Genomic DNA, 19982 nt, shown 5'->3' with positions numbered 1-19982 from the left:
CATCTTTTGAGTTGCTTTTAAAATTTTAAACTTGGTTAGCCCCTTATTGATAAATTATGATTAAAAAAATTTTAACTCCAGCAACTATAGCTATTTTTTTCTGGGGAATAGGTCTTGTTATTGTTAATGAACAATATTATGAATACCTCAGATATTATTTGTATTTATCTATTATTCTTGTTTTTCCTTTTGTAATAGTAAATATGATAAAGCAGAGAAAAAATGACAAGATTCACGGAACAAATGAACTTCATCACACTGTTAACAGAATGATGATTTTAGGAGTAATTCTGGTTATTATTTTTGCGATAACAAAACAGAGTCACGGTTAATAATTTTTAGTTTTTATTTTTTTTATTCAGGTGGAAACAGCTCATTTTATTGAGCTGTTTTTTGTTTTACAGATAATCAAAATTCTAAACCAATTTTTGTATCACAAATTTTATTAAACGCCCAAATACTCTATATTTGTATTTCAAAAAATAAAAACGAATACCTTAATATGAAATTACTAGAAGGAAAAGTTGCAATTATTACTGGTGCAAGCCGTGGAATTGGAAAAGGAATTGCTGAAGTTTTTGCTAAACATGGCGCAAACGTTGCTTTTACATATAGCTCATCTGCTGCATCTGCAGAAGCTTTAGAAGCAGAATTGAATAGTTTAGGAGTGAAAGCTAAAGGATACCAATCAAACGCAGCAGATTTTAACGAAGCCCAAACTTTTGTTGATGCTGTTTTAGCTGATTTTGGAACTGTAGATATCTTAATCAACAATGCCGGAATTACAAAAGACAATTTGTTGATGCGTATGTCTGAAGCAGATTTTGACCAAGTAATTGATGTGAATTTGAAATCGGTTTTTAATATGACAAAAGCGATTCAAAAAACTTTCTTAAAACAAAGAGCAGGTTCAATCATTAACATCAGCTCTGTAGTTGGAGTTTCTGGAAATGCAGGACAAACTAATTATGCAGCTTCTAAAGCAGGTGCAATTGGATTTACGAAATCTGTTGCTCTTGAATTAGGTTCTCGTAATATTCGTTGTAACGCAATTGCTCCAGGTTTTATCGAAACTGAAATGACTGCAAAATTAAGCGAAGATGTAGTTAAAGGATGGAGAGAAGGTATTCCGTTGAAACGTGGAGGAACTACAGAAGATGTAGCAAATGCTTGTCTTTTCTTAGCTTCAGATATGAGTGCTTACATTACAGGTCAAGTTCTTAATGTTTGCGGAGGAATGCTTACTTAATAAGTTGATTGTTGATGGTTTTTAGTTTATAGTTAACAGCCATAAACCATAAACTAACAACCAAAAACTAAAAACAAATATGACTACAAACACGATTCTTTTATTATTGCTTTCTTTAGTAATTGCTGGTGGTTTGTCGTATTTTCAATATTTTTTTAAAGCCAAAAGTAAATCCAATGTGATTATACTTTTGGCTTTTTTACGTTTTTTAGCCATTTTTGGTTTGTTGGTTCTACTGATAAACCCGATAATTTCTAAAAATTCTCTAGAAATTACAAAAACGCCCTTGGCAATTGTTGTCGATAATTCGAGTTCGATTGTTGCTTTAAAATCAGATAAAAAAGCTGTTGAATTATATCAAAAATTAGTTTCGAATCCAGCTTTAAAAGAAAAATTCGAAATTCAATCCTATCAATTTGATAACGATTTTAAAACTTCTGACAAATTTGATTTTAAAGGGAATCAAACCAATTTAGATGAAGCGGCAAAAAATCTAAAAAGCATCAATAAAAATCTGATTTTCCCAACAGTTATTATTACCGACGGAAATCAAACTACAGGAAACGATTATGTCTATCGTTTTGATCCTGTCAATAAAGTTTATCCTTTGGTTGTGGGAGATACAACCACTTTTCTTGATTTAAAAATCAATCAGTTAAACGTAAATAAATACGCTTTTCATAAAAATAAATTTCCAGTTGAAGTTTTTCTGCAATACGCTGGAGACAAAACTACAAATGCAGAATTTACCATTTCACAAGGAAATACAATTGTAGCAAAAGAAAAACTTTCTTTTTCAGTTTCAAAAAAAACAGCTTCTCTAAACTTGCTTTTGCCAGCTGATAAAGTAGGTTTGCAAATTTATAAAGCTTCTATTCAATCTTCAGCAAAAGAAAAAAACAGTTATAATAATATAAAGAATTTTGCAGTTGAAATCATTGATCAAAAATCAACAATCGCGATTGTTTCTGCTGTAAATCATCCCGATATTGCTGCTTTAAAACGTTCTATTGAAGTTAACGCACAACGTAAAGTAATATTAGTTAAACCGAATCAGATTAATGATTTACAGGATGTTTCTGTTTTGGTTTTGTATCAGCCAACAACGGCGTTTAAAGCTATTTTTGATAACAATAAATTAAAAGGAACAAATACCTTTATTATAACAGGAAACAATACCGATTTTAATTTTTTAAATCAGCAACAGAATAATTTGGTTTTTAAAATGAGCGGACAGCGAGAAGATTTTCTTTCCGAATTCCATTCAGATTTTAATCTGTTTGCCATCGATAATATTGGTTTTGAAAACTTTCCGCCTTTGCAGAACTTGTTTGGAAATATCAGTACAAATGGTACTGTTTCTGTTTTGCTTTCTTCAAAAATTAGAAATGTTGCTACAAACGCGCCATTATTGGCTTTCGCCGAAAATCAAGGAAAAAGAACTGCTTTTCTTTTAGGAGAAAATAGTTGGAAATGGCGTTTGCAAACTCACATAGACAATCAATCCTTTGAAAAATATGATATTTTTATTGATAAAATAATTCAATATTTAGCATCTTCAAATTCAAAAAAATCTTTAGTGGTCACGCACGAAAGTTTTTATAATTCTGGAGAAGAGATTATTATCAACGCGCAATATTTCAACAAAAATTATGAGTTTGACGAAAAAGCCAGACTTACAATTAGTGTTGTAAATGCTGTGACTAAACAAACCAAAAATTATGATTTACTAAAAGGAAGCAATTCATTCTCTGCTAATTTGGAAGGACTTCCAGCCGGAAAATATAATTTTACAGTAAAAGAACTAAATTCAAACACTTCATCCGCAAGTCATTTTGAAATTCTAGATTTTGATATTGAAAAACAATTTGTAAATCCAGATGTTCAGAAATTGCGACAATTAGCGCAACAAACAGGAGGGAAAGCTTTCTTTGAAAATCAGGCTGATCAATTGATTAGCACACTTTTAGAAAATTCAGAATACAAATCAATTGAAAAGAATATTTCTAGCAAAACTCCAATTATTGACTGGGTTTGGTTATTAATTTTAATTGCCATTTTATTGACTACGGAATGGTTTGTTAGAAAATATAATGGGTTGCTTTAAACTGGGATTATTTTCTCAGTGTCACTTTGCGATTGCTTTGTGAATCTCTGTGAAATAGTTATAACACAAAGTTTCTCAAAATAATCGCAGAGATTCACAAAAAATTATTGTGCCTTTTTTAAATATTTCAAAATGAAAAAATATACAGTTTTATTCTTTTTACTTTTGGTTACCATTGGTGCCACTGGTCAAACGAATAAAAAACTAAAAACAAATTCTACAAAAGAAAATCTAACAGAATACAGACAGATATTTTGGAATAATCTGCCGAAGCGAGTAAATTGGACAACTGATTATGAAGGAATTTTTTCTGATGCTGAAGAAGAAAAGCTAAATAATTTGATTTCTAATTTTGAAAAAGAAACTTCTATGGAAATAGCAATCGTAACGATTGATACTATTAAAGTAGCAAAAGAAAATTTTGATGATTTATCATTGCATATAGCCAAAACTTGGGCGGTAGGAAAAAAAGGAAAAGATAACGGAATTTTAATTGGATTTTCAAAAGAATATAGAAAAATCCGAATAGAACTTGGAGACGGAACTATAAAAATACTTTCAGAGAAAGAGACAAAAGAAATCATAGAAAATAATTTTATTCCAGAGTTTTTAAAAGGAAGTTACTATCAAGGAATATTGAATGGAACTACTAAATTGATGGAAGTTTTAAGAATGAAGATCAAACAATAATAAATCATGGATTTCAGGCTAAAAGTTTTCTACACCGTTGCACTCCGCCTTAATTTTACTAAAGCGGCAACCGAATTGTATATCACACAGCCGGCAGTTTCCAAACACATTCAAGAACTCGAGGAAACCTATAAAACCAAACTTTTTGAGCGAAACGGTTCTAAAATCGCTCTTACTCCAGCAGGAAAGATTCTTTTAAAATATACCAAAAGTATTTTTGATATTTATCGCGAAATAGACTTTGAAATGAGTTCGTTTAATCCAGAACGTCAAGGTTTATTGCGATTAGGAGCGAGTACAACTATTTCACAATACATTATATCTCCAGTTTTAGCGAGTTTTCATCAAAAGCAAAAAGACATAAAAGTCAATTTGTTGAATGGAAATACAGAACAAATCGAAAATGCTTTAATCAACAAAGAAATTGAAATCGGAATTGTTGAAGGGCAATCTAAAAATCAATCCATAAAATACATTCCGTTTCTAAAAGACGAATTGGTTTTGGTTTGCAACAGTAAAAATCCTTTCTTAAAGCAAAATGAAATTTCATTAAACGATTTAAAATCAATGAAATTCATCACTCGAGAACGCGGTTCTGGAACACTTGAAGTTATAGAATTTGCATTAAAAAAAGCTGGAGTAAAATTTACAGATTTACAAATCGAAATGCAGCTAGGAAGTACAGAAAGTATAAAATCGTATTTATTAAATTCAGATTGTTTTGCTTTTATGTCCATTCATGCTGTAAGTAAAGAGTTGATAAATAAAGAATTAATTGTTTTGGATGTTGAAGGTTTGTCAATAGAAAGATATTTTTATATTATCACTTTGCAAGGAAAAACAGATTCCTTATCCGAGCTTTTCATTCAAAACATAGCAAGTCATTATAACTTGAAGTTATAGTCAATTGTAAATTACGATTGGCGTTTTTAAAATAAACGGCAGAACTTTGCAAGGTAAATATCAATTACCTTTATTTTGAAAACAAAAGAACATTCAGCACCACAATTATTTGAAATTAATCATTACTTACAGCAAGCACTTTTTATTGTGATAATCGTTTTGTGCGTGTTTTCCATTGTTTCTCCACCTATCGCACTTTTGTTAGGGATTGTGCTTGTTAATATTTTTGGTAATCCTTTTATAGCATTTAATAATAAAGCAATTACATTTTTATTGCAGTTTTCGGTTGTCGGTTTAGGATTTGGTATGAATGCAAATAGTGCGGTATCAGCAGGAAAAGAAGGTTTTCTTCTAACTGTTTTTTCCATTTTTAGTACTTTATTCTTCGGTTTTCTTTTAGGCAAATGGTTAAAGACAGATAAAAAAATATCTCACTTAATTTCTTGTGGAACAGCAATTTGCGGAGGAAGTGCTATTGCAGCAATTACGCCTGTTGTCAAATCAAATGAAAATCAGACATCGATTGCTTTAGGGGTTATTTTTATATTAAATTCAATTGCTTTATTTGTTTTTCCATTCATCGGACATCAATTTGGTTTATCTCAAAAGGATTTTGGTTTGTGGTGCGCGATAGCCATTCATGACACGAGTTCTGTTGTTGGAGCGGCAAATAAATACGGTGCAGAAGCTTTGCAAGTCGCAACAACAGTTAAATTGGCAAGAGCTTTATGGATTATTCCGATTTCTTTGCTGACGGCTTTTCTTTTCAAGAAACAATCCCGAAACGTCGGGACAAAAATAAAAATCCCTTATTTTATTGGTTTGTTTATTTTGGCCATGCTTGTGAATACGTATTTTCCAGTAACCGCTATTTTTTCAGCACATATTGTTGGGATTGCTAAAATCGGATTAACGATTACGCTCTTTTTAATTGGAGCGACTTTAAATTTTTCAACACTAAAAGCAGTAGGAGTAAAGCCTTTGTTACAAGGAATTGTTCTGTGGATATTTATAGCTGTTTTGGCTTTGCTATCTATTCTGTATATAAGTTAACGCTATTTTATATTCGAAAATTTAACAATCGGCTTATCAATCATTCTATAAAATTTACCTTTAAATACAAATCGTCTTTCAATTTCAAAACTGAATGACTTTTTGGTTTTTGTCATTGTTGCAATTTCTTCAGGAAACTCAACATCAAATTCATCTTCACCTCTTGCAGTTATATTATAAGTTCCTTTTGTTGTAATAATGATGTCTCTAAAATGTTTTTTAGAGTTTTCATTGACAACTTTATAAGATCCGCTCCAAGCGATAAAAGAAGAGTTAGTTAACTGATACTTATTAACTTCTAGAATAGGTTGGTACTTCCCATCTAAACCTGCAACGAGATAAAGATAACCTTCGTAGGCGCCGCCAGCACCACCATTTGCATGTATTAAAGTAAAAGCAAATTGATCTTCGCCAATTTCTGCTAATTTCGGAGTTGGACATTGCGCAAAAGCACCAAATGCAGCAACTGCAGGCTGAAACGATCTCATTTCCCAAACGTTATTATTTTTAGCAAATTTTGCCAAGCCTAATAAACCTCCAGAAAAACGACCCGTTTGCAATCCGTCTTCATCATGAACAGAATGGTTGAAAGCCAATATTTTAAATTGATTTCCTTTAGAATCTGAATAATCGATATTAGCAAGTAGTCTGGTTGCAATTCCATTGGTGTAAGGAAATAATTGATCGCCTTCAACACCATTTACATCTAGAAAAGGTGATGGTTTGCATGATTTACATTTCCAGCTTATAAAAGTATTTTTATCAGCAAGATGGTACAAAATGCCAGGAAATAGCTTTTGCATTGTTTTTTCAGCGTTTAAAGGATCAGAAACCTTTAGAATTCTTTTTGGGTTTAATATCGTATCGCTTACATTTTTAAGCTGTAAATCATTTTCTTGTGCAAAAGATAGAGTAGAAATTACTAAAAATAAGTTTAAGATAATCTGGCGCATAAAATAGTGTCATTTAATAAAACAAATGTATGAAGAAAATTATTGTTAATTTGAACTTATGTTACTTTCAGGAATCAAAAATCGTAAAATGTTAAATTAGTCTAATCTTAATAACAGTATTTTTTGCGTATTCTTTAATTAAAACTAAATTTGCTCCCTCTAATAAAAAAACAAATGAAAAAAATCCAAATGAGACCAAAATTAATCGCCTTCGGTGCTTTAATTATTGGCTTTATTACTCTATCCTGGGGAATTGTAGGTCATGAAAGAATTAATAAAGCAGCTGTAATGGCATTGCCACATCCTCTTCAGACTTTCTTTTATAATCATATTGATTTTATCACACAGGAAGCTTCAGTGCCAGATATTCGTAAATATGCTTTAAGTTATAAGGATGAAGGTCCAAGACATTATTTTGATATGGAAAATTTTGGCTCGGCAGATAGTTATCCAAAAAATTTAGAAGAAGCAAAGAAAAAATATGATGCTAAATTTTTGAGCGATAATGGAATTTTACCTTGGTATATTGAAGATATGATGGTGAAATTGACAAAAGCTTTTAAAGAAAAAAATAGAGCGGAGATCTTATTTTTGGCAGCAGATTTAGGTCATTATATTGGTGATGCGCACATGCCACTACACACTTCTGCAAATCATGACGGGCAATTAAGCGAGCAAAAAGGAATTCATTCTCTTTGGGAGAGCAGACTTCCGGAGTTATTTGCTAAAAATTATAAACTGAATGTTCCTTATGCTCATCATTATGAAGATGTTCATAAAGCAATTTGGGATATGATAAACGATACACACAGTTTGGCGCAACCTTTATTAGATATTGACAAAAAACTGAGAACAGCTACGCCAGAAAACCAAGTTTTTAAAATGGATGCGGAAGGCAAAGTATTGAAAAGCAAATACAATACAGCTGTTTTCTCTGATGAGTATGCTAAAAAACTGCACGAGCAATTAAACGGAATGGTAGAAAGCCAAATGAAAAAGGCGATAACAGCAACGGCAAGTTTCTGGTATACTGCGTGGGTAGATGCTGGAAAACCAGACTTAAGTGATTTAGATTCTCCTGAAGTTACAAAGAGAAATGCTAAAGCATTAAAGGAAGACTGGGATCTTTTTCAAAAAGGAGATTTGTTCGGAATGAGAAATCAAAATGATTAATTTTTGTTTCCAGTCGAACTGAAAAAAAATAAAAGCCTCAAAATCATTAAGATTTTGAGGCTTTTCCATTTTTGCTCAAGGCCAGATTTTAATCCGGTTTTATTAATGAAGTTTGGCGTATAATTTAGTTTGTTTAGCTGTTAAACTTAAATCCTTAAGCTGATATTCTTTCTCTTTTAATACGTAAGAAGCTGATTGATAATATGAAATGGTTTCATTTATCAGGTTTTTATTTTCAGCTTTCAAGGGAATTTCGTCATAATGTATTTGAAATTCTGGTAAAAGATCGGATTCGGGTTTTAGTTTTAACTGAAATTGTTTTATTTTTTGTTTAGGAGACAAAATCGTTAAAATATTATCTTTGATCAATCCTAAATCCTGATAAGTTGCAATAAAGGCTCTTGGTTTATAATCGGATGCAAAAACATCATGCCCAAAAAATTTGCTTTTATAATCAAAATTTAATAAACCAAATAAAGTTGGCATAATATCAATTTGCGACATTAATTTGGTGCATTTTTCAGGTTTCTGGGACGGATCATAAATTAAAGCCGGAATTCTGTATTTATCTACCGGAAGTTCTATTTTTCCTGCACTTGAAGCGCAATGATCAGCGATAATTACAAAAATAGTATTACCAAACCACGGTTGTTTTTTAGCCTGATTAAAAAACTGGCGCAAAGCATAATCAGTATATTTTACACCGCCATTTCGTGATTTTATATCTCCAGGAATATCAATTTTATTGTTTGGATAAGTAAAAGGTCTATGATTGCTAACGGTCATGATATGATTGAAGAAAGGCTTATTTTGTTTCGCTTCGCCATTCATTATTTTAATCGCTTTATTGTACATATCTTCATCGCAGACTCCCCAAACATTTGAAAAGGTTATTTCGTTAGGAGTAAAATTAGATTTGTCAATAATCTGATATCCATTTCCCGAATAGAAATCCTGCATATTATCAAAAAAGGCATCTCCCCCGTACATAAACTTTACATTATAACCTTTCTGCAGAAATACAGATCCAGTAGAAAACTTGTTTTTATTGTCTTCTCTTTTTACAACACTTTCGCCAGCCGTAGGAGGAAGGCATAAAGTAACGGCTTCAAGCCCTCGTACCGTTCTATTTCCAGCAGCATATAAATTGGTAAACAACAAACTTTTCTGTGCCAAACTATCAAGAAATGGAGTAATATTTTCTTTATTACCGTAAATTTTCATAAAATCAGCACTTAAGCTTTCTACAGTAATTAAAACGACGTTTTTTCTTTTTTCTATAGAATCATCTTTAACTTCTTGCAAGGTATTCTGACCTGAAATTTCGGGTAACTGCTTCTTCAAAAGCGCAAAAGCTTCTTTGTTCGAAATCGTTTTGTAAAATTTGAAATAGTCCAATTTGTTATTCTGAAAAGCCAGATAGAATTTATAAATACCGTTTGCCTGTAATTCATTTACAAAAATATTTTTTGAATTTTCAGTTTTGGCTAAAGATGGAATTGCAATTAGTGAAAGAAGAAACAAAACACTATAAACAGCGGTAATTTTAATCTTTTCCTGAATTGTCGGGATCTGGTCTATATAGTTTTTTGAGTTTTTAATAATGAAAAAAGTAATAATTCCAGTAATAATAAATAATGCAGAAAAGATAGGAATAACAGGGTAGGATTGCATGATATTTCCAATAACTTCATTAGTGTAAATAAGATAGTTTACTGCAATGAAATTATATTTTACGCCAAATTCATTCCAAAAGAAAAACTCGCTAATTGCATTTTGAAGAATTAATAGAACATATAAAAAGATTACAAAAGCGAAAAGCCAGTATCTAATTTTGTTTCTAAGTTTTGGTGCAAAAAGAAAAAGTGCAAATAAAGCAGTTTTAATTGAAATGAAAACAAGAACAATTTTAGGTAAAGCACCTCCATATTCATCAAAAACACTTTTCCCTGATGCTACATAAAGCAATAATAAAACAAATCCTGCAAGAATAAAATAGGCGTAAGGTTTATTGTATTTGGAGTTTGAAATGAAAATAAGATAAAGCCAAAGAATAAAAGTTGCTATAACAAAAACAAAAAAATCGGACAATAATCCTAATATGAATATTTTAAGGCTTTCGATAATCGTAAAAGAACTTTGCGTTATCGGGTGAAAAAACAATACAATTCTAAGAACAAAACTTACAATGAAGTAAAGTAACGCTAGATTGTAAAAAGGCGAAAATTTTTTGAAAAGATTCATCGGATTTATTTTTTTACAAAATTAATTTCGAATGATTAACGTCAGATTAAGTTCGACTTTAACCTTACTTAGTGTTTTCTTAAAGTTTGCTTAAGATTCTGATTTTATGATGATATGGAGATTAAACGTTAATTTCGACTTTAAAAATCTTTATCTTTGATTTGAAAAATAAAAGCGAATCTTAATGAAATTACGATAGATGCATATTTTAATAGTTGAAGACGAATTAGGAATTGTTCAGTTTTTAAAGCAGGGTCTGCAAGAAGAAGGTTATCAAGTTACGACTGCAAATGATGGTTCTAAAGGATTTGAACTCGTTCAGAATCAAAAGTTTGATTTGATTCTTTTGGATTGGATGCTTCCAAAAATAAATGGGTTGGATTTATGTAAAGCTATTCGAATTAAAGATCAAAGTACTCCAATTATATTTTTGACAGCAAAAGATACCGTTCAGGAAACAATTGAAGGCTTAAAGGCGGGCGCAAACGATTATATCAAAAAGCCATTTAGCTTTGAGGAACTTGTAGAACGTATAAAAGTTCATTTCAGAAATAAAATCAAAACCGAAATTCTAACACTTGGAATCATCACGATTGATTTATCCAAACATATTGTTTCAAAAGGCGAAGAAGAAATTTCTTTAACGCAAAGAGAATTTGAATTGCTTACGTATTTGATTCAAAACAAAGGAAAAGTGTGTACCAGAAATCAGATTCTGAGAGATGTTTGGGAGATTAATTTTGAATACGATACTGGTGTAATTGATGTGTTTATGAATGCTATTCGTAAAAAACTGAACCTTAAAATTGAAGAAGATTATATCAAAACTATTCGCGGCATTGGTTATATCGCCAATGATTAACAAATGACATCATTATCTTTTAAAAATCGAATTGCATTAAACTACATTGTTGGAACCGGACTTCTGGTTTTGATTGTTTTTTCGGCTATTTATTTCATTGTAAAACTTACTGTCTACAACCATATTGATGAGAATTTAAGGATTGAAATTGATGATCACTTAAAGGAAATTAAGATGGAAAATAAGAAAATAATTCTTATGGATGCGGAAGAATGGGAAGAAAGAGAGCATAATTCTGTTGATGTAAATCCTGTTTTTGTTCAGTTTTTAGATTTGAATAAAAAGATTATTGAAAAATCTCCAAATTTGAAAAATGAGAAATTAGTTTTTCATGAAAACAAAGAACATTTTCAACTTTTTGATACTAAATTATTAGGGAATAAAATTCGTCAAATCCAAGTTCCACTCCATCTCAGATCGAAGAAAATTGGCTATTTGATTATTGCAATGTCGCTTTCAGATTCTTCAAAAGTTTTAGAGAATCTGTTAGATACTTTATTAATTACATTTCCGATTATTCTTTTAATACTATTTTTTCTAGCGCGATTCTACGCAGGAAGAAGTATAAAACCAATAAATGATATTATTTATACTTCTAAAATTATTACAAAAGATAATTTGAAATCAAGAATTCCGCTACCTAAAACACGAGATGAATTATTCACTCTTTCTAAAACAATTAATAATTTATTGAACCGAATTGAAGACGCAATCAAACGTGAAAAACAATTTACATCTGATGCTTCTCATGAACTTAGAACTCCGTTAACAGTTATTAAAGGAACACTTGAAGTTTTAATCCGTAAAACGCGAGATAGCAAGGAGTATGAAGATAAAATTAATTATTGTATTAGCGAAGTTGATCATCTCAATTCTCTTGTGGATCAATTGCTTTTAATGGCTCGTTTCGAGAATCAAAAGCAAAATATTAAGAAAGAAAACGTCTATTTGAATGCTGTAATTTTAGATGTTTTGACATTAAATGCAGAGAAAATTAAGTTAAAGGAACTTTATGTAATGTTAGACGCTCCAGAGGAATTTTCTATCTATTCTGACAATTATCTGATAGTTACAATTCTTAGAAATATTATTTCAAATGCGGTAAAATATTCTAATAATAAAACTAAAATTAAAATCTCTTTATCTAGAGATAAAAATAAAATAAACTGTGTAGTATCAGATGAAGGAATTGGCATTGCAAAAAGAGATTTAGAATCAATTTTAAATCCTTTTTTCAGGTCAGATTCATTAAATCATTCCGAAATTAAAGGAACTGGTTTAGGTTTATTCATTGTAAAAAGAATGACAGATTTACTTGAAATTAAATTTAAAATAGAAAGTGAACTAGGAAAAGGAACCAAAGTTTTATTGGTTTTTGATGAATTTGATAATTCATTAAAGTAATTTCAAAATCATTGCACTAAAATAGGTTCAGATCATTTTTTAACAATAAACTATCGTTAAGTTAAAATAAAAATTGCTTTTTAATTAATTTATCTATTATATTTGCAACCGAATCAAAGAAGTAAAAAACAAAACAAATCATGATTTCAATTCAATTACATCATCATCATTTACATTATTGCTCTCAAGCGATGTGTTAATGGTATGCATGTAAATCATCATATTTTAAAACCCGTTTGAGTACATCAAACGGGTTTTTTCATTCTAACTCTCTTTGTACTCAAACTATTAAACCAACAAACAACTAAAAAAATGAGTACTTTAAAAATTGCAATTCAAAAATCAGGTCGTTTAAACGAAGACAGCATCCAAATCTTAAAAGACTGTGGTATTTCAATCAACAACGGAATAGACCAGTTAAAAGCTGAAGCTTCCAATTTTCCTCTAGAAGTTTTGTACTTAAGAAATTCCGACATTCCGCAATACCTAATTGATGGAGTAGTAGATTTAGCTATTGTTGGCGACAATCTTTTGGTAGAAAAAGGAAAAGGAATTGAAGTAGTTCAGAAATTAGGATTCTCGAAATGCAAAGTTTCTGTGGCGGTTCCTAAAACGTTCGAATACAATTCGGTTCAGGATTTAGCAGGTTTGCGCGTTGCGACTTCCTATCCAAACACAGTAAATGATTATTTCGGACAATTTGGAATAACAGTAGACATTCACCAAATTTCTGGTTCTGTAGAAATTGCTCCAAATATTGGTCTTGCCGATGCGATTGTAGATATCGTTTCAAGCGGAAGCACTTTATTCAAAAATAACTTAAAAGAAGTTGAAGTAATTCTGAAAAGTGAAGCTGTTTTGGCTGTTTCGCCAAAAGTTTCACCAGAAATACAAAAACACATCGATACTTTAAAATTTAGAATTCAAGCAGTTTTAAGAGCTAGAAATTCAAAGTATATTTTAATGAACGTTCCAAACGATAAAATTGACGCTGTTGGAAAAATTCTTCCAGTTTTAAGAAGTTTAACCGTTTTACCATTAGCACAAGAAGGATGGAGCAGTGTTCACTCTGTGATTGACAAAGATACTTTCTGGGACGTTATCGATCAATTGAAAGAAGTTGGTGCAGAAGGGATTTTAGTTTGCCCAATTGAAAAAATGGTACTATAAAAAGAAATTTCAATTTTAGAAATTTGGAATTTAATATTGAAAATATTATGAATAAAATAGATAATCCAAAACCAGAAACCTGGTCAGATATATTAAAAAGACCAACCCAAACCATTGATGATATTGAGGTTACAGTAAAAGAAATTTTTAGAGAAGTACAGAAAAAAGGAGATGAAGCGGTAGCAAAATACACTTCTATTTTTGACGGAATTTCTCAAGATAATTACGAAGTGTCTTTAGAAGAAATAAATGAAGCAATTGCGTTGATTCCTAACGAATTAAAAGAAGCGATTCAATTAGCAAAGGAAAATATTTATAAATTTCACAAAGCACAAAAAACAGATCGAGTTGAAGTAGAGACTATTGAAGGTGTTAGCTGTTGGCAAGAAAAAAGACCAATCCAGAAAATTGGTTTGTATATTCCAGGTGGAACGGCGCCTTTATTTTCAACGGTTTTAATGTTGGCAGTTCCTGCAGAAATTGCTGGCTGTAAAGAAATAGTATTGTGTTCTCCGCCAGATAAAAAAGGAAAAATTAATCCAGCGATTTTGTATGCGGCAAATTTATGCGGTGTAACTAAAATTCTTAAAGTTGGCGGAATTCAAGCCATTGCAGGAATGACTTTTGGAACACAATCTATTCCTAAAGTATATAAAATCTTCGGACCTGGAAATCAATTTGTAACTGTAGCAAAACAATTGGCAACACAATTCGGTGTGGCAATTGATATGCCTGCGGGACCTTCAGAATTATTGATTGTGGCTGATGATACGGCGGTTCCAGCTTTTGTTGCTTCCGATTTATTGTCTCAGGCAGAACATGGAACAGATAGCCAAGTGATTTTGGTTTCTACTTCAAGAAAATTAATTGGTGAAGTAGAGCATGAAGTTCAATCGCAGTTAGAAGTGCTTCCTCGAAAAGCAATTGCCGAAAAAGCGATTGAAAATTCAAAATTGATTTATGTAGAAAATGATCAAATCGCTTTAGATTTAATCAACGAATATGGTCCAGAACACTTTATAATCTGTTCGGAATATGACGATTTCTATTGCAATGGAATCGTGAATGCAGGTTCGGTTTTTATTGGAAATTACACGCCAGAAAGTGCTGGAGATTATGCTTCTGGAACCAATCACACGCTTCCAACAAATGGTTACGCCAAGAATTATAGCGGTGTAAATCTGGATAGTTTTATGAAATCAATGACGTTTCAAAAAATCTCAGAAAAAGGAATTCAGAATATCGGAAAAGCAATTGAATTGATGGCTGATGCCGAAGGCTTGCAAGCGCATAAGAATGCTGTAACTTTGAGATTGAAGAGTTTAGAGTAAAAAAGATTAAAGAAGCAAGAGGCAAGAAAATGAGCAAGAAGAAAAATCTTTGTTCTTTAATGTTAACTGTTTCCTCTTAAAAAAAAATAACACAATGAGTACTTTCGATATAAATACAATAACACGTGAAAACGTAAAGTCTTTAAAACCATATTCTTCAGCAAGAGATGAGTTTGAGGATTTTGACACAGCCGAAATGATTTTTTTGGATGCGAATGAAAATCCTTTTCAAAATGGAGTAAATCGTTATCCAGATCCGCAACAGAATTCAGTTAAAGCGATTTTGGCTAAAAATAATTTGACAAAACAAAGTCAGATTTTATTAGGAAACGGAAGCGATGAAGTTTTAGATTTGCTTTTTAGAGCTTTTTGTGAGCCAAATAAAGATAATATTATTTCGTTACCGCCTACATACGGAATGTATGGTGTTTTAGCAAATATAAATGCTGTAGAAAACAGAGAGATTTTGCTAACAACAGATTTTCAGCCACAGGTAGAAAAGATTTTAGAAGCGGTTGATGATAATACGAAAATCATCTTTTTGTGTTCGCCAAATAATCCGACAGGTAATTCTTTTTCTGATGAAAGCGTGGTGAAATTACTTCAAAACTTTAATGGTTTGGTAGTAATTGATGAAGCTTACATTGATTTTTCAGATAAGGAAAGCTGGTTGGTAGAAATTGATGCTTATCCAAATTTAGTAATCACACAAACGCTTTCAAAAGCTTACGGTTTGGCAGGAATTCGTTTAGGAATTTGTTATGCTGCTGAAGCGGTGATTTCGATTTTAAACAAAATAAAACCGCCTTATAATGTTAACGAATTAACTCAGCAAAGAGCGATCGAACGTTTAAAAGATTCGGAAAAGATAAAACAAGAGATAGTTTCAATTATTGAACAAAGAGAAGAGTTACTTAAAGTTTTACTTGAAGTTGATTTTGTTGAAAAAGTATATCCAACGGAGGCTAATTTTATTCTAGCAAAAGTCGATAATGCCAATAAAAGATATGATCAACTAATCGAAAAAGGAATCGTAATTCGTAACAGAACTACACAGCCTTTATGCGAAAATTGTCTTCGATTTACGATTGGAACAAAAGAAGAAAATGCAGTTGTAATTAGAGAATTAAAGTTGTTGAATTAAAAAATATAGCCACAGGTTTCACAGATTAAAAAGGATTTTTTTTATCTATCTGAGTTTGTTTTTGGCCACGAATTTCACGAATTAGCACAAATTAAATTAGTGAAAATTAGTGTAATTCGTGGCAAAAAAAAATCATTTTAATCCTTTTAATCTGTGGCAGAAAAAATTATAAAGCATGAAAAAAGTACTTTTTATCGATCGTGATGGAACGATTGTCTTAGAACCAGAAAATTTACAATTGGATAGTTTGGATAAACTAGAATTTTACCCAAAAGCTTTTCAATATTTGGCTAAAATTGCAGCTGAATTAGATTACGAATTGGCAATGGTAACCAATCAGGATGGATTAGGAACGGATAGTTTTCCAGAAGATACGTTTTGGCCAACACAAAACTTTATTCTTAAAGCTTTTGAAAACGAAGGAGTTGTATTTAATGAAATCTTTGTTGATAGATCTTTTCCAGAAGAGAATGCGCCGACACGCAAGCCAAGAACAGGAATGCTGACCAAATATTTAAACAATCCTGAATATGATCTAGAAAATTCTTTCGTTTTAGGAGATCGTTTGACTGATGTTGAATTGGCTAAAAATCTTGGTGCAAAAGCCATTTTTATGAATAATACAGATGGAGCAGGAAGCACTGAAATATCATCGAAACGTGAAGAACTAAATGAAACAATTGTATTGCAGTCAATGGATTGGAAAACGATTTATGAGTTTTTAAAATTAGAAGCACGTTCGGCTTCTATTACGCGTAAAACAAACGAAACTGATATTTATATCAATTTGAACTTAGATGGAACTGGAAAAAGTAAAATAGATACCGGAATTGCCTTTTTCGATCACATGTTAGATCAAATCTCACGTCACGGTCAAATGGACTTAGAAATTTTGGTAAAAGGCGATCTAGAAGTAGACGAACATCATACAATCGAGGATACCGCAATTGCTTTGGGAGAAGTTTTCGCGAAAGCGTTAGGAAATAAATTAGGAATCGAACGCTACGGATTCTGCCTTCCAATGGATGATTGTTTAGCGCAAGCTGCAATTGACTTTGGAGGAAGAAATTGGCTGATTTGGGAAACAGAATTTAAACGTGAAATGGTCGGTAAGATGCCAACTGAGATGTTTTATCATTTCTTTAAATCATTTACAGACGGTGCAAAAGCGAACTTAAATATCAAAGCAGAAGGAATCAACGAGCATCATAAAATTGAAGCAATCTTTAAAGCTTTCGCAAAAGCGATAAAAGTAGCCGTAAAAAGAGATACCGAAAAAATGATTTTACCTTCAACGAAAGGAATGCTTTAAAGTTTATGGTTGTTGGTTGATAGTTGTTAGCCATCAACCAATAACCTTCAACCAACAACTAAAAAGAATGAAAATAGTAATTATAAATTACGGAGCAGGAAATATTCAGAGCATTATGTTTGCTATTGAAAGATTGGGATTTAAAGCGGTTTTGAGTAATGACCGCGAGGAAATTAAATCGGCTGATAAAGTGATTTTTCCAGGTGTAGGAGAAGCAAGTTCTGCGATGACTAAACTTCGTGAAAGCGGTTTAGACAGTTTAATTCCCGATTTGAAACAGCCAGTTTTAGGAATTTGTTTGGGAATGCAATTGATGTGCAATAAAACAGAAGAAGGAAATACAAAAGGTTTAGGAATCTTTGATACGGATGTTCTGAAATTTTCAAACAATGTAAAAGTTCCTCAAATGGGATGGAATCAGATTTATGATTTAAAATCAGATTTGTTTAAAGATATTTCTGAGAATGAATTCATGTATTTGGTTCATAGTTTTTATGTGCCCAATTGCCCTGAAGCGATTGCAACAACGAATTATGATGTTGAATATGCATCGGCATTGCAAAAAGAGAATTTTTACGGAACTCAGTTTCATCCAGAAAAAAGCGGAGATGTTGGAGAAAAGATTTTGGGGAATTTTTTAAAAATGTAAAATTTTGAAATTCCAATCTCTTAAATTCCAAATTCCAATTGAAAATCAATTTCAAAAATCTATTTCAATTAAAATATCAATTTCAGTTTTAGAATCTAAAATCTAAAATCAGAAATCTAAAATAACAAAAATGAGAATAATACCAGCTATAGATATCATCGACGGGAAATGCGTTCGTTTGTCAAAAGGTGATTATGATACCAAAATAATTTACAACGAAAATCCGCTTGAAGTGGCGAAATCATTTGAAGCGCATGGAATTGAGTATCTGCATTTAGTAGATTTAGACGGTGCAAAATCAAGTAAAATTGTCAATTATAAAATATTAGAACAAATCGCAACGCAAACTAGCTTAAAAATTGATTTTGGAGGCGGTTTAAAATCCGATGATGATTTGAGAATTGCTTTTGAAAGCGGTGCAAACCAAATTACAGGAGGAAGTATTGCGGTAAAAAACAGAGCGATTTTCGAAAAATGGATTTCAGAATACGGTTCAGAAAAAATTATTTTAGGAGCTGATGCAAAAGATGAAAAAATAGCAGTTTCTGGCTGGTTAGAAGAATCAAATGAAGATTTGGTTCCTTTTATTCAAGATTATCAAAGTAAAGGTATTCAGTATGTTATCTGTACCGATATTGCAAAAGACGGAATGCTTGAAGGTCCAAGTTTTGATTTGTACGGTAAAATTTTAGAAGAAGCAAAAGGTATAAAACTAATCGCTTCGGGAGGAATTTCAACTTTCGACGAATTACCAAAATTGGCTGAATTAGGTTGCGAAGGAACCATAATTGGAAAAGCTATTTACGAAGGAAGGATTTCCTTGAAACAACTAGAGGATTTTATAATTAGAAAATGAGAAAATTTGATAATTAGATAATTAACAAGCAAATGCGGAAAATTATCTAATTGACTAATTTTCTAATTAATACATTAGATAAATGTTAGCAAAAAGAATAATACCTTGCTTAGATATAAAAAACGGAAGAACGGTAAAAGGCGTTAATTTCGTTGATTTACGTGACGCTGGAGATCCTGTAGAATTGGCAGAAATTTACTCAGCTGAAGGCGCAGACGAATTGGTTTTTTTGGATATTTCGGCTACAGAAGAAAGACGAAAAACGTTAGTGAATATGGTTCGAAGTATTGCAGAGAAAATCAATATTCCGTTTACAGTTGGCGGCGGGATTTCATCTGTAGAAGATGTTGATATTCTGCTAAATAATGGAGCCGACAAAATCTCAATCAATTCATCGGCAGTAAAAAATCCGCAATTGATTAATGATTTGGCTCAGAAATTTGGAAGCCAATGTGTTGTGGTTGCTATAGATGCCAAGCAGATTGACGGACAATGGATTGTGCATTTAGTAGGAGGAAAAGTGCCAACGGAACTAAACTTGTTCGATTGGGCTGTAGAAGTTGCGGAACGCGGTGCAGGAGAAATTTTATTTACTTCGATGGATAACGATGGAACAAAAAATGGTTTTGCAAATGAAGCTTTAGCTAAACTTTCAGAATTGATCAACATTCCGATTATTGCTTCTGGTGGAGCTGGAAATATGCAGCATTTTGTAGATTCGTTTAAAGAAGGAAAAGCTGATGCGGCTTTGGCTGCAAGCGTTTTTCATTTTAAAGAAATAGAAATCAAAGCCTTGAAACAAGAATTAAGAAATAATAATATAGAAGTACGATTGTAGTTTTGACTTTAAGACTTTCGGCTTTACAACTTTAGACTAAAATT

18 protein-coding genes are annotated in these 19982 nt (G+C 31.6%); 16 read left to right on the top strand and 2 right to left on the bottom strand.

Translation table 11 applies throughout. The annotated features are described in order from the left end of the window. Positions 1–56: 56 nt before the first annotated feature. The 6 genes from LL966_RS17940 to LL966_RS17915 all read left to right on the top strand — a co-directional run bounded on the left by LL966_RS17940 (position 57) and on the right by LL966_RS17915 (position 6002). Positions 57–332, top strand: coding sequence for a hypothetical protein (locus LL966_RS17940; RefSeq protein WP_229355129.1), 276 nt, complete (start codon positions 57–59; stop codon positions 330–332). 170 nt (positions 333–502) lie between these two features. Further along, positions 503–1249, top strand: a complete 747-nt coding sequence (gene fabG, locus LL966_RS17935; protein WP_071637930.1) for a 3-oxoacyl-[acyl-carrier-protein] reductase — start codon at positions 503–505, stop codon at positions 1247–1249. A gap of 79 nt (positions 1250–1328) precedes the next feature. Then, positions 1329–3356: a hypothetical protein gene (locus tag LL966_RS17930; RefSeq protein WP_229355128.1), complete on the top strand. Its 2028-nt coding sequence runs from the start codon at positions 1329–1331 to the stop codon at positions 3354–3356. A 132-nt stretch (positions 3357–3488) separates the two neighbouring features. Then, positions 3489–4046 carry a TPM domain-containing protein gene (locus LL966_RS17925; RefSeq protein ID WP_229355127.1) on the top strand — a complete coding sequence of 186 codons (558 nt, stop codon included), beginning with the start codon at positions 3489–3491 and terminating at the stop codon, positions 4044–4046. A 6-nt stretch (positions 4047–4052) separates the two neighbouring features. Then, the gene (locus tag LL966_RS17920) at positions 4053–4949 is read left to right on the top strand and encodes a LysR family transcriptional regulator (protein ID WP_229355126.1); all 897 of its coding nucleotides are present in this window, start codon (positions 4053–4055) and stop codon (positions 4947–4949) included. Between the two features lie 75 nt (positions 4950–5024). Next, on the top strand, positions 5025–6002 hold the full coding sequence (locus tag LL966_RS17915) for a YeiH family protein (RefSeq protein ID WP_229355124.1): 978 nt from the start codon (positions 5025–5027) through the stop codon (positions 6000–6002). A gap of 2 nt (positions 6003–6004) precedes the next feature. Here LL966_RS17915 and LL966_RS17910 read toward each other — a convergent pair whose 3' ends face one another. Beyond that, positions 6005–6955: a hypothetical protein gene (locus LL966_RS17910; RefSeq protein ID WP_229355122.1), complete on the bottom strand. Its 951-nt coding sequence runs from the start codon at positions 6953–6955 to the stop codon at positions 6005–6007. 174 nt (positions 6956–7129) lie between these two features. Between LL966_RS17910 and LL966_RS17905 the strand changes: the two genes are divergently transcribed. Continuing rightward, on the top strand, positions 7130–8128 hold the full coding sequence (locus tag LL966_RS17905) for a zinc dependent phospholipase C family protein (RefSeq protein ID WP_229355120.1): 999 nt from the start codon (positions 7130–7132) through the stop codon (positions 8126–8128). Positions 8129–8230: 102 nt separating this feature from the next. Here the strand turns inward: LL966_RS17905 and LL966_RS17900 are convergent, their stop codons facing one another. Further along, entirely contained in the window at positions 8231–10372 is a 2142-nt protein-coding gene (locus LL966_RS17900; protein ID WP_229355118.1) for an LTA synthase family protein, read from the bottom strand. Between the two features lie 199 nt (positions 10373–10571). On the opposite strand from LL966_RS17900, the gene LL966_RS17895 reads away from it, so the two are divergent. The 9 genes from LL966_RS17895 (at position 10572) to hisF (ending at position 19938) form a co-directional block, all read left to right on the top strand. After that, on the top strand, positions 10572–11234 hold the full coding sequence (locus LL966_RS17895) for a response regulator transcription factor (RefSeq protein ID WP_229355116.1): 663 nt from the start codon (positions 10572–10574) through the stop codon (positions 11232–11234). A 3-nt stretch (positions 11235–11237) separates the two neighbouring features. Then, positions 11238–12638, top strand: a complete 1401-nt coding sequence (locus LL966_RS17890) for a sensor histidine kinase (RefSeq protein ID WP_229355115.1) — start codon at positions 11238–11240, stop codon at positions 12636–12638. Between the two features lie 312 nt (positions 12639–12950). Further along, on the top strand, positions 12951–13808 hold the full coding sequence (gene hisG, locus LL966_RS17885; RefSeq protein ID WP_229355114.1) for an ATP phosphoribosyltransferase: 858 nt from the start codon (positions 12951–12953) through the stop codon (positions 13806–13808). A 47-nt stretch (positions 13809–13855) separates the two neighbouring features. Further along, positions 13856–15139, top strand: a complete 1284-nt coding sequence (hisD, locus tag LL966_RS17880; RefSeq protein WP_229355113.1) for a histidinol dehydrogenase — start codon at positions 13856–13858, stop codon at positions 15137–15139. A 94-nt stretch (positions 15140–15233) separates the two neighbouring features. Then, positions 15234–16283, top strand: a complete 1050-nt coding sequence (hisC, locus tag LL966_RS17875) for a histidinol-phosphate transaminase (protein WP_229355112.1) — start codon at positions 15234–15236, stop codon at positions 16281–16283. Between the two features lie 175 nt (positions 16284–16458). Then, entirely contained in the window at positions 16459–17595 is a 1137-nt protein-coding gene (gene hisB, locus LL966_RS17870; protein ID WP_229355111.1) for a bifunctional histidinol-phosphatase/imidazoleglycerol-phosphate dehydratase HisB, read from the top strand. A 67-nt stretch (positions 17596–17662) separates the two neighbouring features. Continuing rightward, positions 17663–18244 (top strand): imidazole glycerol phosphate synthase subunit HisH, encoded by a 582-nt coding sequence (hisH, locus tag LL966_RS17865; RefSeq protein ID WP_229355110.1) that lies wholly within the window; start codon positions 17663–17665, stop codon positions 18242–18244. A gap of 130 nt (positions 18245–18374) precedes the next feature. Beyond that, entirely contained in the window at positions 18375–19100 is a 726-nt protein-coding gene (gene hisA / locus LL966_RS17860) for a 1-(5-phosphoribosyl)-5-[(5-phosphoribosylamino)methylideneamino]imidazole-4-carboxamide isomerase (RefSeq protein ID WP_229355109.1), read from the top strand. 82 nt (positions 19101–19182) lie between these two features. Further along, a complete protein-coding gene (gene hisF / locus LL966_RS17855) occupies positions 19183–19938 on the top strand; it encodes an imidazole glycerol phosphate synthase subunit HisF (RefSeq protein ID WP_229355108.1) in 756 nt (251 codons plus the stop codon). The last annotated feature ends 44 nt before the right edge of the window (positions 19939–19982 follow it).

The sequence above is a fragment of the Flavobacterium chungbukense genome, from assembly GCF_020805785.1.
GTDB lineage: Bacteria > Bacteroidota > Bacteroidia > Flavobacteriales > Flavobacteriaceae > Flavobacterium > Flavobacterium chungbukense.
This window is presented reverse-complemented; position numbering and strand designations above follow the sequence as displayed.

Excerpts from the sequence above, each read along its gene's own strand:
- LL966_RS17930 (WP_229355128.1), top strand. The coding sequence starts at position 1,329 with ATGACTACAAACACGATTCTTTTATTATTGCTTTCTTTAGTAATTGCT.
- hisB (WP_229355111.1), top strand. The coding sequence starts at position 16,459 with ATGAAAAAAGTACTTTTTATCGATCGTGATGGAACGATTGTCTTAGAA.
- hisD (WP_229355113.1), top strand. The coding sequence starts at position 13,856 with ATGAATAAAATAGATAATCCAAAACCAGAAACCTGGTCAGATATATTA.
- LL966_RS17890 (WP_229355115.1), top strand. The coding sequence starts at position 11,238 with ATGACATCATTATCTTTTAAAAATCGAATTGCATTAAACTACATTGTT.
- hisA (WP_229355109.1), top strand. The coding sequence starts at position 18,375 with ATGAGAATAATACCAGCTATAGATATCATCGACGGGAAATGCGTTCGT.
- hisF (WP_229355108.1), top strand. The coding sequence starts at position 19,183 with ATGTTAGCAAAAAGAATAATACCTTGCTTAGATATAAAAAACGGAAGA.
- hisH (WP_229355110.1), top strand. The coding sequence starts at position 17,663 with ATGAAAATAGTAATTATAAATTACGGAGCAGGAAATATTCAGAGCATT.
- LL966_RS17905 (WP_229355120.1), top strand. The coding sequence starts at position 7,130 with ATGAAAAAAATCCAAATGAGACCAAAATTAATCGCCTTCGGTGCTTTA.
- LL966_RS17940 (WP_229355129.1), top strand. The coding sequence starts at position 57 with ATGATTAAAAAAATTTTAACTCCAGCAACTATAGCTATTTTTTTCTGG.
- LL966_RS17920 (WP_229355126.1), top strand. The coding sequence starts at position 4,053 with ATGGATTTCAGGCTAAAAGTTTTCTACACCGTTGCACTCCGCCTTAAT.
- hisG (WP_229355114.1), top strand. The coding sequence starts at position 12,951 with ATGAGTACTTTAAAAATTGCAATTCAAAAATCAGGTCGTTTAAACGAA.
- LL966_RS17895 (WP_229355116.1), top strand. The coding sequence starts at position 10,572 with ATGCATATTTTAATAGTTGAAGACGAATTAGGAATTGTTCAGTTTTTA.
- hisC (WP_229355112.1), top strand. The coding sequence starts at position 15,234 with ATGAGTACTTTCGATATAAATACAATAACACGTGAAAACGTAAAGTCT.
- fabG (WP_071637930.1), top strand. The coding sequence starts at position 503 with ATGAAATTACTAGAAGGAAAAGTTGCAATTATTACTGGTGCAAGCCGT.
- LL966_RS17925 (WP_229355127.1), top strand. The coding sequence starts at position 3,489 with ATGAAAAAATATACAGTTTTATTCTTTTTACTTTTGGTTACCATTGGT.
- LL966_RS17900 (WP_229355118.1), bottom strand. The coding sequence starts at position 10,372 with ATGAATCTTTTCAAAAAATTTTCGCCTTTTTACAATCTAGCGTTACTT.
- LL966_RS17910 (WP_229355122.1), bottom strand. The coding sequence starts at position 6,955 with ATGCGCCAGATTATCTTAAACTTATTTTTAGTAATTTCTACTCTATCT.